Source organism: Albibacterium sp. (assembly GCF_035514885.1).
Lineage (GTDB): Bacteria > Bacteroidota > Bacteroidia > Sphingobacteriales > Sphingobacteriaceae > Albibacterium.
Map to the genome: position 1 here is coordinate 1 of NZ_DATJCH010000024.1, position 15,297 is coordinate 15,297.

Sequence of the window (15,297 nt, forward strand, 5' to 3'; positions counted from 1 at the left end):
AGCCAATCGTTTTGCTAACTGAGATTGCTTAACAAATGCAAGTAGAATAGCGCCAAAAACAGGCATTAATAAAAGAAGGTATAAATTTTCCATTTATTGCAGTAATCCTTTAAATTGTATAAATGCCATAAAACAAGAGCAAAATAGCTCCTATAACCATTAAAAATAAATAAAATCCAACGTTACCCGATTGCAGAAGTCTAAGCATCTTCCCAGATTCAGAGACTCCTCTTCCCAATCCATTAACAACTCCGTCAATTCCACTCCGATCTACAACACGGTATAGAAATCTGGAGAAAGAATTAAGTGGGTTTACTATTAAGAAATCATAGATCTCATCAACATAAAACTTATGATATGATAAGTTCTCCAAGAAACTGCGCTCAACATGATCTGCTGCAGGAACAACATTCTTCTGTACATACCTCATATAAGCATAAACTGCCATCAGTATTGCAGCCACTGCAGATACGCTCATCAATATATATTCGGTTGAATGGTCTAAATGGAAAGGTTGAGTTAAGGCCACTGAATCTGCAAACACAGGTGATAAAAACTGCGCAAGAGATGCTCCTCCACCAAGGCTAGCTGGAATATTCAAAAGTCCGCCAACCACTGAAAGAACCGCCAATACAATCAAAGGGAATTTCATCGATGCCGGAGATTCATGAATATGTTTCTCCTGATCAAAAGTTCCTCTAAACTTTCCGAAGAATGTTAAAAACAGTAATCGGAACATATAAAAAGATGTAAATAAAGCACCGATTAAACCACCGATCCAAAGCGCTTTATTCTCTGAGAAAGCATATGCCAAAATCTCATCCTTTGAAAAGAACCCTGATAATGGCGGTATTCCGGCAATAGCAATCGTTCCAATCAACATAGTAATATAGGTAACAGGCAATTTCTTTCTTAAACCACCCATTGATCTCATATCTTGCTCATCACTCATCGCATGTATTACAGATCCTGCTCCTAAGAACAAAAGAGCTTTAAAGAAAGCATGTGTAATAACATGAAAAAGTGCTCCGGTAAAAGCCCCTACACCCAAACCAAGAAACATATATCCCAACTGTGAAACGGTAGAATATGCTAATACTTTCTTAATATCATTTTGAGTTATTGCAGTAGCAGCCGCCAATAAAGCAGTAAGCAAACCTATTACAGCAATAAGCTGCATAACAACAGGAGAAAGAGCAAAAAGAATATTTGAACGTGCAATCATATAAACTCCAGCAGTTACCATTGTAGCAGCGTGAATTAACGCAGAAACCGGTGTAGGTCCAGCCATCGCATCAGGAAGCCAGGTAAACAAAGGTATTTGAGCAGACTTTCCTGTAGCAGCAATAAACAAAAGGAAGCTGATCAATACAATCATACCATCACCTGACGCTAATCCAGCTACCTGAGGAAATACTCCAGCAAACTCTATTGTACCGAAGGTTATAAATATTAATAATACGGCTATTAGAAAACTCAAATCCCCTATCCGGTTCATTACGAAAGCCTTTTTACCAGCACTTGCAAAAGAAGAATTCTTATACCAAAACCCGATTAACAAATATGAACACAATCCAACCCCTTCCCATCCAATAAACATTACTAAATAGTTAGAACCCAGAACGAGTAATAACATAAAGAAGATAAATAGATTCAGGTAAGAGAAAAATTTATTAAAACCTGGATCCAGTTTCATATAGCCAATAGAGTACACATGGATCAGAAATCCAACTCCTGTTACAATCAGTAACATAATTGAACTTAATGGATCAAGCAAAAAAGACATAGAAACGTCCAGAGCACCCGCACCGAACCATTGAAATATAGTTACAATGCTTGTACCGTCTTCTCCACTCTGCCGCAATTGATAAACATCATAAAATAAACTGCAACTAATAAAGAAAGAAAGGAGAACCACCCCACTTCCAATAAAAGCAACAACCTTCGTGGGTAAAATATCTCTTCCCAGTCCATTAACCAAGAATCCGACTAACGGCAAAAGAGGAACTAACCAAATTAAATCTAACATAAAATTACCACCTAAGTCTATTTAATATATCAATATCTATTGATCTCGTATTTCGGTATACCATCATGATAATTGCCAAACCTACAGCCACTTCCGCAGCTGCCAATGCCATAACAAAAAACACAAATACCTGACCGGATGCATCTCCGTAAAACACAGAAAATACAACTAACAATAGATTTACGGAATTCAACATCAACTCAATAGACATCATGATTACAATCACATTTCTACGAATTAATACACCGATTACACCAATTGCGAAAATTAAGCTACAAAATAAAATGTAATGGTTTAATGGGACACTCTGTATTGTTTCAAACATAACTTAGGCTTTTTTCTTATCCTTTTTACCTAATAATACTGCTCCTACCATAGCGGTAAGCAATAGAATAGAAGAAATTTCGAATGGCAATAAAAACTCTTTAAACAGCACTTTACCTAAATTGCCAACCAAGCCTATCTCCGGATTTATAATCTCTAAAGGAGGCGATGTTTGTAAAACTTTAAAAGAAGCTGCTAATATAATAACAAAACACATTCCCGCGATCACACCCATAGCTTTCACAAAAACAGATTTTAAAGGTTCGCTGTCTTCATTCATGTTTAAGAGCATAAGCACAAAGAGAAAGAGAACCATAATCGCACCCATATAGATTATGAAATTTACAACAGCCAGAAACTGAGCATTCAATAAAATATAATGAATAGAGAATGTAAAAAAAGTAACAACTAAATAGAGTACACTATGAACCGGGTTTTTACTAATGATCGTCATTACTGCAAAGAATAACGATAGAAAGGCTACAAAATAAAACAATGTCATATATACTATTTATTGAGAGATAATTCTTCTAAATTAATGAACGGCTGTTCTACCAATTTATCTTTACCATAAATAAAATCCTTCCGTAAATATTCAGGTGGCACATGAGGACCGTCCAGGTAAATGGCTTCCTTCGGACAAGCTTCTTCACAAAGACCACAAAAAATACAGCGTAACATATTTATTTCATAAACCGCAGCGTATTTCTCTTCCCGGTAAAGATTTTCTTCGCCTTTTTGACGCTCAGCAGCAATCATGGTAATAGCTTCAGCCGGGCAAGAAAGAGCACATAAACCACAGGCAGTACAGCGTTCTCTTCCAAACTCATCTCGTTTCAGAGAGTGCATACCTCTAAAATTTTTAGAATACTCACGAGTTTCTTCGGGATATCTTATTGTATTCTTCTTCATAAAAAAATGTCGAAGAGTAATGGCTAGCCCTTTAAAAATAGCAGGCAAATATATCCGTTCCCAAAAATTCATGGGCTCCTGTTCTAAAATCTTTTTTCTATTACTAAGTGATTGCATTTCTATATGTTTTAGAAAAACTTATCTTTTAATATAATAAATACTCCTGTCAAAGCTATATTAGCAAGAGCCAATGGTATCAACATCTTCCATCCTAAATTCATCAATTGATCATATCTGAACCTCGGTAAGGTCCAACGAATCCACATAAAGAAGAATATGAAAGCAAGTATCTTTGCGAAGAACACAAACACGCCTATAATTGTAATCCAATTTGCAGAAAGACCCAAATCATACATGAAAGGGAAATTATACCCTCCAAAATATATCGCAGCCATTAATGCCGAAGAAACGAACATATTAATATATTCAGAGAACATATATAAGCCCAATTTCATAGAAGAGTATTCTGTGTGATAGCCACCAACCAACTCCGTTTCACATTCTGGTAAATCAAAAGGTACGCGGTTAGTTTCTGCAAACGCACATACCAAGAAAATCAAGAAACCCAGTGGCTGAGCCCAGATATTCCAATTCACAAAACCTTCTTGCTGTGCCACAATCTCTTTTAGCGAAAGTGATTGTGTTACCATCAATAGCGCAATAATAGACAAGCCCATTGCTAGCTCGTAGCTAATACTTTGAGAAGCAGCGCGAACTGCGCCCATCAGAGAGAATTTATTATTAGATGCCCATCCTCCCAGCATAATGCCATAAACTCCCAAAGCTACTACACCGAATATGTATAAGATTCCTACATTGACGTCTGCAACTTGTAATTCAACAACCCGATCACCAATCGTAAGAGCTTGACCCCATGGAATAACAGCACTGCCGATACAGGCAGTTATAATTGCCAAGGTGGGACCCAGTATAAATAAAGGTTTATGTGCGCCTGCAGGAATAATTTCTTCTTTAAAGAAGAATTTTCCTCCATCACATAAAGGCTGCAAAATTCCAAAGATACCAGCCCGATCAGGACCAAGTCGATCTTGCATAAAACCAGCAACCTTTCGTTCAGCTAAGGTTGAGTACATCGCAATTACTAAAGTAATAACGAATACTACAATGATGAGAATAAATTTTTCTATTATGAATGCAAATTCCATAGTTTTATTGTGCGAACGCTATCTATTTTAACTTTTCTGCCCTTTCAAGCTGCTTTTTATTTTCAGCTTGTAATTTTAAATTCTCCTTAATAACAGGAGGCGGAGCTGGTAATTCATAATGATTCGAAGAAATAACAGATGTATTTTTAACCTTTCTTGGCCCATCAATTACCCAATCCGAAGTTGCTTTCTTATCAAAACGACAATCATTACAAATAAACTCTTCTAACTCCCCAAATTCATCCTTCCGGCCAGTAACCCGCAAAACCTCTTCCCCTTTATACCATAAAGTAACTTTTCCAGAACAGGTTGGACAATCGCGATGTGCTTCGACTGGCTTTGTAAACCAAACACGATTCTTAAAACGAAATGTTTGATCTGTTAAAGCTCCAACCGGACAAACATCAATCATATTTCCAGAAAAATCATTATCAACTGCATTTGAAATATAAGTTGATATTTCAGAAACATCTCCTCTTCCTAAAACTCCATGAACTCTTTTATCAGTAATTTGATCTGCAACCATTACACAGCGGTAACATAAAATACAGCGTGTCATGTGCAGCTTAATCTTATCACCAATATCTATCTTATCAAAAGTACGTCTATCAAAATTATAGCGAGTTTCCTCGATACCATGCTTATAGCTCAAATTCTGCAAATCACATTCTCCTGCCTGATCACAAATAGGGCAATCCAATGGGTGATTAATCAATAGGAATTCTACAATACCCTTCCGCGCTTCAAGTACTTCCGGAGAAGTTATATTCTGCACTTCCATGCCATCCATAACACCCGTTCTGCAGGAAGCAACCAACTTAGGTATAGGCCTTGGATCCTTTTCAGAACCCTTACTTACTTTAACTAAACACGTTCTGCATTTACCACCACTTCCTTCTAACGAAGAATAATAACACATAGCAGGAGGTACTACATCTCCGCCTATCTGCCTAGCTGCATTCATGATAGTTGTTCCCGGCTCAACCTCAACCAGGATTCCATCTATACTTACTTTTATTTTTCCTTCAGACATAGCTTCTTTTTTTAGCTATTCACCATAGCATAGTTCGCTAAACCATAATTCCTGCTCTGTGATTCCACGGGATTATTAACATGCCACTCAAATTCATCGCGAAAATGTCTGATAGCACTTGCAACCGGCCATGCGGCAGCATCTCCCAACGGACAAATGGTATTACCCTCAATATTCTTTGCCACATTTACCAATAAATCCATATCACTCGGTCTTCCCTGACCGTGTTCTATACTAAACAGAACCTTTTCCATCCAGCCGGTACCTTCTCTACATGGAGAACATTGTCCACAGCTTTCATGGTGATAAAACCTAGCAAAATTCCATGTATTCCGAACGATGCATTGATCTTCATCAAAAGCAATAAAACCGCCGGATCCTAACATAGTACCACTCACAAAGCCACCTTCTGCCAAAGATTCATAGCTCATCAAGCGAGGTGCTCCTTCAATCGTTTTTAAAATTAAATTAGCCGGTAAAATAGGCACCGATGAACCACCTGCCACCACTGCTTTCAATTGTTTACCCTTAGCTATTCCACCGCAGTATTCATCTGAATAGATAAACTCCTCGACAGGTAAACCCAATTCTATTTCATAAACACCAGGCTTATTCAAGTTTCCTCCTGCAGAAATCAATTTAGTTCCGGTACTTCTTCCAACACCAATCTTTGCATATTCTGCTCCGCCATCATTAATGATGGCAACCGTTGTTGCGATGGTCTCAACGTTATTTACTACTGTCGGACAGTTATATAATCCTGAAACAGCTGGAAATGGTGGCTTTATACGGGGATTACCACGTTTGCCCTCCAAAGACTCTAATAAAGCGGTTTCCTCTCCACAAATATAAGCGCCTGCACCCGGATGAACATAGATTTCTAAGTCATAGCCCGATCCTAAAATATTTTTACCTAAAAAGCCATTAGCTTTAGCTTCTGCAATTGCCTGTTCAAGGATACGAATCTGTTGCATCATCTCCCCACGAACATAAATATAAGATGTATGCGCGCCCAATGCAAAACTTGAAACGATCATTCCCTCAATTAATAAATGAGGAATATAGGTCATTAAATAACGATCCTTAAATGTACCTGGTTCAGACTCATCTGCATTACAAACTAAATAACGTGGAACTCCCTCCGGCTTTGCTAAAAAACTCCACTTCATACCAGTTGGGAAACCAGCACCTCCCCGACCACGAAGACCAGAAGCCTTTACTTCTTCAAGCACACTTTCAGGTCCCATCGTCTTAAACGCCTTTTCAACAGCACGGTATCCTCCCATACGACGATATACCTCGAATGTATTTATCCTAGGTATATTAATATGTTCAAGTAATAATTGACGAGTCATCTTACCCTTATTTATTTTTTAGCTCCTTTATTAATTGGCTCACACTTTCCTCTGTCAGGTTCTCATAGAAAGTATATTCAGGTCCGATCTGTAAAACAGGACCCTTACCGCATGCTGCGATACATTCTACACCTCGCCAACTAAATAAGCCATCACTTGTAACTTCACCTTCTTTTACTCCTAAGGTATTCTCAATATGCGTCATTATTTTCTCAGCCCCTACCAAACAACAGGGACCAGTACGGCATACTTCTAAAACATATTTACCTTGAGGTCTAAGGAAGTACATGGTATAAAACGTTGCAACTTCATATACCTCAATATATTCTAAATTCAAAAACTCAGCTACCTTGTTCATGGAAGGAACACTAAGCCAACCAGCTATTGCCTGTACCTCATGTAAAATCGGTAACAAAGCTGATTTCTGTCTGCCTTCTGGATAACGACTAACAATCTCGTTGAATTTACCTATCAATTCAGGAGTGAATTCAACGTTCTCAATGTTATCAGTATTATTTATATTAAGCATCTAATTCTCCTGCTATAACATTTAAACTACTCATATTAATGATCGCATCTGATAGCAGCATACCACTACTCATTGGTGCGTACATTGCATAATTAATAAAAGATGGTCTACGGAAATGCAAACGATAAGGTGAGCGGCCACCATCATTTATTAAATAAAATCCGAGTTCTCCATTCGCTCCTTCAACGGCGTGGTAAACTTCTGATTTTGGTGTCTCCAATTCTCCCATTACAATCTTGAAATGGTAAATCAAAGCTTCCATATTATTATAAACTTTCTCTTTCGGAGGAAGGTAAAATTCAGGAACATCTGCATGAAATATTCCCTTTGGCTCCTTTTCTAACTTTTCTAAAGCTTGCTCAATGATTCGCATACTTTGACGCATCTCCTCATTCCTAACCATATAGCGATCATAAACATCCCCATTAGTTCCAACAGGTATATCAAAATCAAATTCTTCATAAGAAGAATAAGGTTCTTGAACACGCACATCATAATCAACGCCCGTAGCACGAAGAATCGGGCCGCTCCAACTATATTCTAAAGCAGTTTCGGGAGTTACAGCTGCTACACCGGAAGTTCTTTCAATAAAGATTCTGTTTCTATCAAATAACTTTGTAAACTCGTCTAATACGGCAGGGAACTGTTTAATAAACGAACGTATTTTAGCAAAAGCTCGTTCATTAATATCGCGCTCAAACCCTCCGATACGACCAATATTGGTTGTTAAACGAGATCCGCAAATCTCTTCATAAATCTCATAGATCTTCTCACGCTCATGCATTAAATACAAGAAACCAGAGAAAGCTCCGGTATCCACACCCAAAATACCATTACAAATAATATGATCTGTAATTCGAGCAAGTTCCATAATAATTACACGCATATAGTCCACCCTTTTAGGCATTTCTATATTCAGCAATTTTTCTACTGTCATATGCCAACCCATATTATTTATAGGCGACGAACAATAATTTAATCGGTCTGTTAAAGGTGTAATCTGGTAAAACGGTCTATGCTCGGCAATTTTTTCGAAAGCACGGTGAATGTACCCAATCGTAGAAACACCACTCACAATTCGCTCTCCATCCATTTGAAGAACATTTTGAAACACACCATGTGTTGCAGGGTGGGTTGGCCCTAAGTTTAACGTAATCAGATCCTCCTGAGAATCATTATCATTATAAACAGGTGCGTTATTCGTTATTCTAGTGATCGGGTCGGCCATAATATAATTCTATCGTCCAAAAAAATAATCCTTCTTATCAACTCGGTTCGGATCTTCCAATGGATACTCTTTACGCATGGGGAACACGTCCATATCATCCACATTCAAGATACGATTCAAATCAGGATGGCCCAAAAAGCGAACACCAAAAAAATCGTACGTTTCACGTTCCATCCAATTGGCACCTTTCCATAGCACAGTTGCACTAGGAATCTCTGGGTTCTCTCCGTTAATAAATACTTTCAAGCGAATTCTGAGATTATTTACAAAACTATGCAAATGATATACTACTCCAATGGAAAGATCGCGTTCAGGATAATGAACCGCAGTAATATCTGTCAGGTAAATAAATTGCAATTCGACATCCTTCTTTAAGAACTCCAATACTTCAATAATCTGATCCTTATTAACTTCTATGGTTAGAAGACCATAAGGCGCATCGGTATTTACAATCGTATCCAAGAAACGATCCTGTAATCGCAATAAAAGAGCTTCGTTATTCAACCTATCTTCCATTATTCGTCTGAATTCCATACTTCTCTAAAAGCGCTTTATACTCAGGCGTATTTCTTCTATTTAAAGATTCATTCTTTACAATCTCCTGTAAGCGCATAACTCCATCCAGAATCGCTTCTGGTCTTGGCGGACAACCGGGAACATAAACGTCAACCGGTATAATTTCATCGATACCCTGCAATACAGAATAGGTATCAAAAATACCACCACTACTTGCACAAGCTCCTACTGCAATAACCCAACGAGGTTCTGCCATTTGAATATAAACTTGCTTTAAAACCGGTGCCATCTTCTTTGCAATGGTACCCATAACAAGCAACATATCCGATTGACGAGGCGAAAAACTTGGTCTCTCAGCACCAAAACGAGCCAGATCATAATCTGCCCCCATGGTAGCCATAAACTCAATCCCACAGCAAGAGGTAGCAAAGGGTAAAGGCCATAATGAATTTGCACGAGCCAAACCAATTACTTTATCTAAGGAGGTAGCAAAAAATCCAGCACCTTCTACCCCTGGAGGAGCAGCTCCTAATTTAATATCAGTCATTCCAATTTCCTTTATGAATAAGCTTAATGTCGGCAAGAAATCTTCGACAAATCTATGAGATATTTACAGTCAAACAGGTCAATAATATAATTTAGAAATATTCTATATATACTATTTATTCATCCCAATTAAGAGCTTTTTTCTTTATGATATATATAAAGCCCAATAACAGCAATCCCATAAAAACAAACATTTCTATAAGACCATTTATACCGAACTCCCGAAAGTTTACAGCCCAGGGATACATGAATATGACTTCAATATCAAAAATCACAAATAATATTGCAACCATAAAATACTTTATCGAGAATGGCTGGCGTGCATTTCCCACAACCTCAATACCAGACTCAAAAGAAGATAATTTATTCTCAGTCCGAACCTTTGGACCTATCAAATGTGTAACAACAATCGTCGTTATACCAAAGCCGGCAGCAACAATTATTTGAAATAATATAGGTAAATAATTCGCAGAACTATTTATAACCTCAGTTTCCATATATGTATTCAGTATTATTAATCTTTTCCACGTCAAATATACATATTTTAATCAAAAGAGCGCCAACAATCTATATTGCTGACGCTCTTTTAATTAAAATATTCTTGTTACTATTCAGGTTGCAAATTAGCTAAAGCTTGCTTTGCATATTCGTTTGCAGGGTCTAATTCCAATGCACTTGCAAAGCTTTCACGTGCTTTTGCATAGTCATCACTCAATGTATAGTATGCGCCATTTACACTGTATGCTTCTACTAAATTGGCTTTGTTTTGAGCAATAGCTGCATCACCTTTACCGGTAACTATATCAATAAATTCCTGATAATAAGGAACAAATAAACCTTCAGGGTTTTCCTGATCATCTAATAATCTGTTCGTTTTTGCGCGATACAAATAAGCAGCATCTGTTGTTGGTGCCAATTCAATCACTTTTCCAAATGCTTTATCTGCCTTTTCTAATATAGATTTAGATGGTTTTACTTCATTATTCATGTTTAATGCGTAATCAAAATAAAGCGCATAACCCATATAGAAATAATCATACAGGTAGTTCTTTGAATCAGGATTCAGAGTAGCTACCTCAAATATACGTGCAGCAGGTCCATATTGTGCATCTTTAAAGAATACCATACCTACTTCATTTAAATCTTCAGCAATTGTAGAATCTGCTTTTACTGCTTTTTCCATATTGGCAACTGCTTCATTTAACAAAGCAGGATCAACAGTTTTATTAACTGAATCTGATGCCAAACGAATCTCTGCAAGTCCTAAGAACAGATAATCACGGGCGATAATACGCTCAGGCTCTACCTTGGCAATAAAGTCCGTAATAGCTTGTTTACTTTCCTGATAATTACCATTCTCATAAGCTGAATATCCTAGGTAACGTAAAATCCTTGGATTTGCTTGATCCAATTTAGCCATCTCATTAGCCTGAACTTCTAATGTTTCATAATCCTTTGCAAGAATTAAGAAGTCAGCATATCTCATTCTTGAATCAAGAGAATAATCCGTTAAATCCATGTACTTTTTATAGTACGATAACGCTTCTTGTAGTTTTGCATTATACTCTTCTACAGTAGTTACTCTTCTAGACCATAAATAGTAGGTTTCGGCAAGTTCACGATATGTAGGAGCAAAATTAGGGTTTTCAGCAGCAATCGCTTGCAAATCTGCCGAAGCCTCAGGGAAAGCATAGGCTTCTTTACTAATCACCGCTAATTGAACCTTTGCATTCAGTAAAGTATTATCTAAAGTCATAGCATCACGATAAGCTGTATAAGCCTCGCTATTGCTACCCATACCAAAATATGCATTACCAATCGCTAAATCAATCTCTGCATCCTCTTGACCAGTGGCTTTCGCTTTTAGTAAATACTCCAGAGCTTTGTTATAATCTGGATTTGCGCCCTTTAAATACGCTTTACCAGCAGCTAACAACGGCTCATAATCTTTCTTCTTTAGCTTTGAAGTTGCCTCAGTGAATAAAGTTTCAGCAGCGCTTGTATTGCCATTCAATAATTCAACCGCACCTAAACCTACTTTATTGATAGTGTTTTTAGTATCTGCAGCATCCCCTTGTGCAAACACAGTTTTTGCTGAATCCGGATAATCAGTAATAAGATATACTTCTCCTAAATAAAAGTAATTTTCACCTTTCTTTGAATCATTTTGAACCAAGTTCTTCAAAATCACTTTAGCTTTTTCGTACTGCTCTTGGTTAATGGCAACCTTAGCATCTTTTAAACTTTGAGCAAAAGCACCAGAAACTACAAAAGACAAGGCTAAACCTATGTTTATTGCTTTCTTCATCATTTTCATTGTATTAATTTAAATTTAATTGATTTCTAATATTAATTTCTCTCGGAGGAATACTATCTGGTAACAATCCAGACTTAAGGATAATCCTCTGTCCGCGGTCGCCTGCTAAAAAAGCAGAAAACCCAACACCAAGGCCCATCACACCTTGACAATTGATAATGTACAAATCACGCGCCAATGCATATTTACCAAGAGCCAGATTATTCTGTGAAGGTTTATAGTAAGCATCATCTCCTTCCTTACCTGCCTGATTTTTAACACCTAACACTTTCAAACCTTTTGTATACTCTAATAAATCCTCATCAGGCTGAGCCATCCAATTTATACCAACCACCCCAACAGCCTGGGGATTATTATATACATACTTTATAATATCTGCATTCGATTTTAAAGCATAAACATGCTCTTCAGGGAAGTCAGTAATAGCTGCCAACTCCTTCAAAAATCTTACCGTGCTCGAATTCGGATTATCAAAAACTAATGTAGCAATTGAAGATGGCCTTCCATGTAAAACATCTAGAATATCATCAACAGTCACCACAGAATCCTGATTATCATTGCTGGTAATCAACGCTATCCCATCGATTGCAAATCGAGTTACTTTAGGAACAATTTTTTTCGACTGAAAAAACTGCGTTTCTTCTTTCGTTAATGTTCTCGATAGAATAGCAATCTTAGCCGAATCGTCCAATAAATAATTAACGGCAAGTCTTTCCGGCCTATTAATTAATGTTATATCTGCCTCCAAGTAAGTACTTGCAAATACAGCTAACTGATCCTCAACAATAGGTTGAAATGTTTCATCAACCACAATCGAAACGATACCACTTGTAATTGTATGCGTTTCCTTCGTTATAGGTTTACTATTACACGATATAATTAAAGAACTAACTATTACAGTCAAAAACAAATATGCATTTTTTTTAATAAAATCCATTGCACAATCTAAAATTTAATAATTAATAGTAATTAATAATATAGATGCAGTATCTATAAACATTTCATAAATATGTGCTTGGATATCAACGTTCATTAACTCGATTTGTCCACAAGCGGGCAAACCTCAAGAAAGAATAAACGATTAATACCACACCGAAAAGGATTCGGTAGGTTTTATCCATACTAATTGGAAAATCAGACCAAAAGATGATAATAAGACCCAATACAAAGTACAGAGCAAACATGAAAAGCCCTATAACAGACAGAAATCGCTTTGTGGGCGATTTCTGTCTGTTGTTATTCATATTATTTTTATTCAACATCTATTGTGCTGCTAAGTTCAACTGAATAGGCAATGTAAATTGTACCCGAACCGGACGACCATTTTGAATTCCTGGTTTCCATTTCGGTGCTTTTTTCAACATTCTAACTGCCTCTTCGCCAGTACCGTATTTCAGATCTCGTAAAACTTTAATATCCGTTAGAGATCCATCTCTTTCAACAACAAACTGTAAAAGTACACGACCACTTACACCTTGTTCTTGAGCCTGAGCAGGATAGTTGTAATTTCTACCCACATACTTGTAGAACTCCTCTAATCCTCCTTGTGGAGAAGGAGCAACTTCTACCGATTGGAATATATGATCAACATCCTCAGTAACCTCTTGATCTTTCGGACCTTCTGCTACTGGTAAGTCAATACGAATATCTGCAGTAGGATCCCCAGCTATGGTTTTCGGTCCTGGATCTGCTTTCTTCAATTCTTCCACGGTTGGCGGTTCTTCATCACGAACCTGAGCTGCTTCAACAACAACCGGAGGTGGCATCCGAACTTGATCCACTCTTGGTGGAGGTGGTTCAACAATCGGCGGAGGAATCACAGCTTCCTCATCAACAGGAGGCGGTTCTGATAGAACCACTTCAGTTTCAATGGTTCTAACAGCATCATCATTACTGCCACTGTCGATCAGGTTTATTATCATCGGACTGCCTACAGCAATCAGAAATAATATCCCTCCGATAAATAATGCCTTAGTGGTATCGGTGTCTGCCGTTTGTCGCAACTGGTAAGCCCCATAGGCTTTGTTACGACCCGCAAACACTACGTCGAGCCACTCTTTTTTAAATATGTCTAATTTAGACCCAAACATGCTTTCTCAATTTAAGGTAAAACCTAATATTATTAATTGTATATATTCTCTCGAGTGAGCAGCTCTACTTCAGCAGAACCAATATCACCAATCATATACTGTTTGGCGTCAACAATCTTCATTTCATCAAGAATATCAACTAGGTTCTTATAGTTTGCTTTATCACTAGGTCTAATAATTACAATCAAACCCTTTTCTGGATCACCTGTTATCTGAGGAACTTGTTTAATCTTCTCCAATAAGATTGGACGAATCCCATTCTTACCGTAATCAACTACTGTAGGACCTTCAATCGGTCGATCCAACAAACCCATGTAATACTCTATCTTATTATCACTTCCTAACAACAAAGTAATTGTACGATTATCCGCCACATCAAGCTGATCGTCAGAGTTCTCCTCAGTCTTATCAGGCATAGCTACGTCCATTGCGAAAGGCTTCGAGATAGAGGTGGTCAACATAAAGAATGTAATTAACAAGAAGGCTAAGTCAACCATCGGTGTTAAATCCACGCTGGGCGTGCTCTTTTTGCCCGTATTTAATTCTGCCATTTGCTTATATCTATTTAATTTATATTAATCAGCTACACGTAAGTTCGTAATCAAGCTAAATTTATTAAGACTCTGCTCTTGCAAAATATCAATAACCTTCTTAATTGCAGGATAATCCTCATCCGCATCGCCTTTTATAGCAATACGCATTTGTTCATCATTCACCTCTGCTGTTGCCATACGAGCGGCATAAATCCATTCCTTTAGTTGATTGTCTGTAGAGTCTGCAGGTATTCCAGGTTGAACTCCCTTAGCAATACGTTGAGTATTATCCATAGCAATCAAATCCTTTAACCGACTAATAGGTACTCCGAAGCCATCAATCAAAGAAAAACGCTGTTTCTCCTCATCAGTGAATGTTATACCGTACTTTTCACTAACACGGTTCAACATGTTTATCCTAATATTTGGACCTGTAACACCAAAGAACACTTTTCCACCTCCACCGACAGTTACGGTTCCTAAGTTTGTATCAGGAACTTTTATCTGAACGGTTGAAGCAGGCATATCAACCGGCAGAGGTTCAGGCTGACGAGCTGTAGCCGTTAATATAAAGAACGTAAGGAGAAGGAATGACACATCGCACATAGCGGTCATGTCCACCTTCGTACTCGCTCTTTTTATTTTTATCTTACCCATTGCTTCAATTTATAATTTCTAAAATTAATTGTTTTAACTAATGATGATCAAACATCAGCAAT

Annotated in this window: 18 protein-coding genes; all 18 read right to left on the reverse strand. The window is 37.5% G+C overall.

Annotated features, from left to right (window positions below; all coding sequences use genetic code 11):
• Window positions 1-109: 109 nt before the first annotated feature.
• Window positions 110-2,029, reverse strand: a complete 1,920-nt coding sequence (gene nuoL / locus VL047_RS11095; protein ID WP_325360575.1) for an NADH-quinone oxidoreductase subunit L — start codon at window positions 2,027-2,029, stop codon at window positions 110-112.
• A gap of 4 nt (window positions 2,030-2,033) precedes the next feature.
• A complete protein-coding gene (nuoK, locus tag VL047_RS11100; protein ID WP_325360577.1) occupies window positions 2,034-2,354 on the reverse strand; it encodes an NADH-quinone oxidoreductase subunit NuoK in 321 nt (106 codons plus the stop codon).
• Between the two features lie 3 nt (window positions 2,355-2,357).
• On the reverse strand, window positions 2,358-2,855 hold the full coding sequence (locus VL047_RS11105; protein WP_325360579.1) for an NADH-quinone oxidoreductase subunit J: 498 nt from the start codon (window positions 2,853-2,855) through the stop codon (window positions 2,358-2,360).
• 5 nt (window positions 2,856-2,860) lie between these two features.
• Window positions 2,861-3,382, reverse strand: coding sequence for an NADH-quinone oxidoreductase subunit I (locus VL047_RS11110; protein WP_325360580.1), 522 nt, complete (start codon window positions 3,380-3,382; stop codon window positions 2,861-2,863).
• A gap of 11 nt (window positions 3,383-3,393) precedes the next feature.
• On the reverse strand, window positions 3,394-4,431 hold the full coding sequence (nuoH, locus tag VL047_RS11115) for an NADH-quinone oxidoreductase subunit NuoH (protein WP_325360582.1): 1,038 nt from the start codon (window positions 4,429-4,431) through the stop codon (window positions 3,394-3,396).
• A gap of 22 nt (window positions 4,432-4,453) precedes the next feature.
• Window positions 4,454-5,464, reverse strand: coding sequence for a 2Fe-2S iron-sulfur cluster-binding protein (locus VL047_RS11120; RefSeq protein ID WP_325360584.1), 1,011 nt, complete (start codon window positions 5,462-5,464; stop codon window positions 4,454-4,456).
• Window positions 5,465-5,475: 11 nt separating this feature from the next.
• Window positions 5,476-6,819, reverse strand: coding sequence for an NADH-quinone oxidoreductase subunit NuoF (gene nuoF / locus VL047_RS11125; protein ID WP_325360586.1), 1,344 nt, complete (start codon window positions 6,817-6,819; stop codon window positions 5,476-5,478).
• A gap of 7 nt (window positions 6,820-6,826) precedes the next feature.
• Entirely contained in the window at window positions 6,827-7,348 is a 522-nt protein-coding gene (locus VL047_RS11130) for an NAD(P)H-dependent oxidoreductase subunit E (RefSeq protein WP_325360588.1), read from the reverse strand.
• Window positions 7,341-8,576 (reverse strand): NADH-quinone oxidoreductase subunit D, encoded by a 1,236-nt coding sequence (locus tag VL047_RS11135; protein WP_325360590.1) that lies wholly within the window; start codon window positions 8,574-8,576, stop codon window positions 7,341-7,343. The genes VL047_RS11130 and VL047_RS11135 overlap by 8 nt, the downstream gene beginning before the upstream one ends.
• Window positions 8,577-8,585: 9 nt before the next feature.
• Window positions 8,586-9,110, reverse strand: a complete 525-nt coding sequence (locus VL047_RS11140) for an NADH-quinone oxidoreductase subunit C (RefSeq protein ID WP_325360591.1) — start codon at window positions 9,108-9,110, stop codon at window positions 8,586-8,588.
• On the reverse strand, window positions 9,082-9,639 hold the full coding sequence (locus tag VL047_RS11145; protein WP_325360593.1) for an NADH-quinone oxidoreductase subunit B: 558 nt from the start codon (window positions 9,637-9,639) through the stop codon (window positions 9,082-9,084). The genes VL047_RS11140 and VL047_RS11145 overlap by 29 nt, the downstream gene beginning before the upstream one ends.
• A gap of 115 nt (window positions 9,640-9,754) precedes the next feature.
• Window positions 9,755-10,135, reverse strand: coding sequence for an NADH-quinone oxidoreductase subunit A (locus tag VL047_RS11150; RefSeq protein ID WP_325360595.1), 381 nt, complete (start codon window positions 10,133-10,135; stop codon window positions 9,755-9,757).
• Between the two features lie 110 nt (window positions 10,136-10,245).
• Complete coding sequence (locus VL047_RS11155) at window positions 10,246-11,949, reverse strand: hypothetical protein (protein WP_325360597.1); 1,704 nt, start codon at window positions 11,947-11,949, stop codon at window positions 10,246-10,248.
• 10 nt (window positions 11,950-11,959) lie between these two features.
• On the reverse strand, window positions 11,960-12,892 hold the full coding sequence (locus tag VL047_RS11160) for a substrate-binding domain-containing protein (protein ID WP_325360599.1): 933 nt from the start codon (window positions 12,890-12,892) through the stop codon (window positions 11,960-11,962).
• 85 nt (window positions 12,893-12,977) lie between these two features.
• Complete coding sequence (locus VL047_RS11165) at window positions 12,978-13,199, reverse strand: hypothetical protein (protein WP_325360601.1); 222 nt, start codon at window positions 13,197-13,199, stop codon at window positions 12,978-12,980.
• Between the two features lie 18 nt (window positions 13,200-13,217).
• Window positions 13,218-14,045, reverse strand: a complete 828-nt coding sequence (locus tag VL047_RS11170; protein ID WP_325360602.1) for a TonB family protein — start codon at window positions 14,043-14,045, stop codon at window positions 13,218-13,220.
• Between the two features lie 32 nt (window positions 14,046-14,077).
• The gene (locus VL047_RS11175) at window positions 14,078-14,596 is read right to left on the reverse strand and encodes a biopolymer transporter ExbD (RefSeq protein ID WP_325360603.1); all 519 of its coding nucleotides are present in this window, start codon (window positions 14,594-14,596) and stop codon (window positions 14,078-14,080) included.
• 24 nt (window positions 14,597-14,620) lie between these two features.
• The gene (locus VL047_RS11180; RefSeq protein WP_325360604.1) at window positions 14,621-15,235 is read right to left on the reverse strand and encodes a biopolymer transporter ExbD; all 615 of its coding nucleotides are present in this window, start codon (window positions 15,233-15,235) and stop codon (window positions 14,621-14,623) included.
• Window positions 15,236-15,297: the final 62 nt, after the last annotated feature.

What these genes read in the sequence shown, in the direction of transcription:
- nuoL (WP_325360575.1), bottom strand. Translation starts at nt 2,029, where the DNA reads ATGTTAGATTTAATTTGGTTAGTTCCTCTTTTGCCGTTAGTCGGATTC.
- nuoK (WP_325360577.1), bottom strand. Translation starts at nt 2,354, where the DNA reads ATGTTTGAAACAATACAGAGTGTCCCATTAAACCATTACATTTTATTT.
- VL047_RS11105 (WP_325360579.1), bottom strand. Translation starts at nt 2,855, where the DNA reads ATGACATTGTTTTATTTTGTAGCCTTTCTATCGTTATTCTTTGCAGTA.
- VL047_RS11110 (WP_325360580.1), bottom strand. Translation starts at nt 3,382, where the DNA reads ATGCAATCACTTAGTAATAGAAAAAAGATTTTAGAACAGGAGCCCATG.
- nuoH (WP_325360582.1), bottom strand. Translation starts at nt 4,431, where the DNA reads ATGGAATTTGCATTCATAATAGAAAAATTTATTCTCATCATTGTAGTA.
- VL047_RS11120 (WP_325360584.1), bottom strand. Translation starts at nt 5,464, where the DNA reads ATGTCTGAAGGAAAAATAAAAGTAAGTATAGATGGAATCCTGGTTGAG.
- nuoF (WP_325360586.1), bottom strand. Translation starts at nt 6,819, where the DNA reads ATGACTCGTCAATTATTACTTGAACATATTAATATACCTAGGATAAAT.
- VL047_RS11130 (WP_325360588.1), bottom strand. Translation starts at nt 7,348, where the DNA reads ATGCTTAATATAAATAATACTGATAACATTGAGAACGTTGAATTCACT.
- VL047_RS11135 (WP_325360590.1), bottom strand. Translation starts at nt 8,576, where the DNA reads ATGGCCGACCCGATCACTAGAATAACGAATAACGCACCTGTTTATAAT.
- VL047_RS11140 (WP_325360591.1), bottom strand. Translation starts at nt 9,110, where the DNA reads ATGGAATTCAGACGAATAATGGAAGATAGGTTGAATAACGAAGCTCTT.
- VL047_RS11145 (WP_325360593.1), bottom strand. Translation starts at nt 9,639, where the DNA reads ATGACTGATATTAAATTAGGAGCTGCTCCTCCAGGGGTAGAAGGTGCT.
- VL047_RS11150 (WP_325360595.1), bottom strand. Translation starts at nt 10,135, where the DNA reads ATGGAAACTGAGGTTATAAATAGTTCTGCGAATTATTTACCTATATTA.
- VL047_RS11155 (WP_325360597.1), bottom strand. Translation starts at nt 11,949, where the DNA reads ATGATGAAGAAAGCAATAAACATAGGTTTAGCCTTGTCTTTTGTAGTT.
- VL047_RS11160 (WP_325360599.1), bottom strand. Translation starts at nt 12,892, where the DNA reads ATGGATTTTATTAAAAAAAATGCATATTTGTTTTTGACTGTAATAGTT.
- VL047_RS11165 (WP_325360601.1), bottom strand. Translation starts at nt 13,199, where the DNA reads ATGAATAACAACAGACAGAAATCGCCCACAAAGCGATTTCTGTCTGTT.
- VL047_RS11170 (WP_325360602.1), bottom strand. Translation starts at nt 14,045, where the DNA reads ATGTTTGGGTCTAAATTAGACATATTTAAAAAAGAGTGGCTCGACGTA.
- VL047_RS11175 (WP_325360603.1), bottom strand. Translation starts at nt 14,596, where the DNA reads ATGGCAGAATTAAATACGGGCAAAAAGAGCACGCCCAGCGTGGATTTA.
- VL047_RS11180 (WP_325360604.1), bottom strand. Translation starts at nt 15,235, where the DNA reads ATGGGTAAGATAAAAATAAAAAGAGCGAGTACGAAGGTGGACATGACC.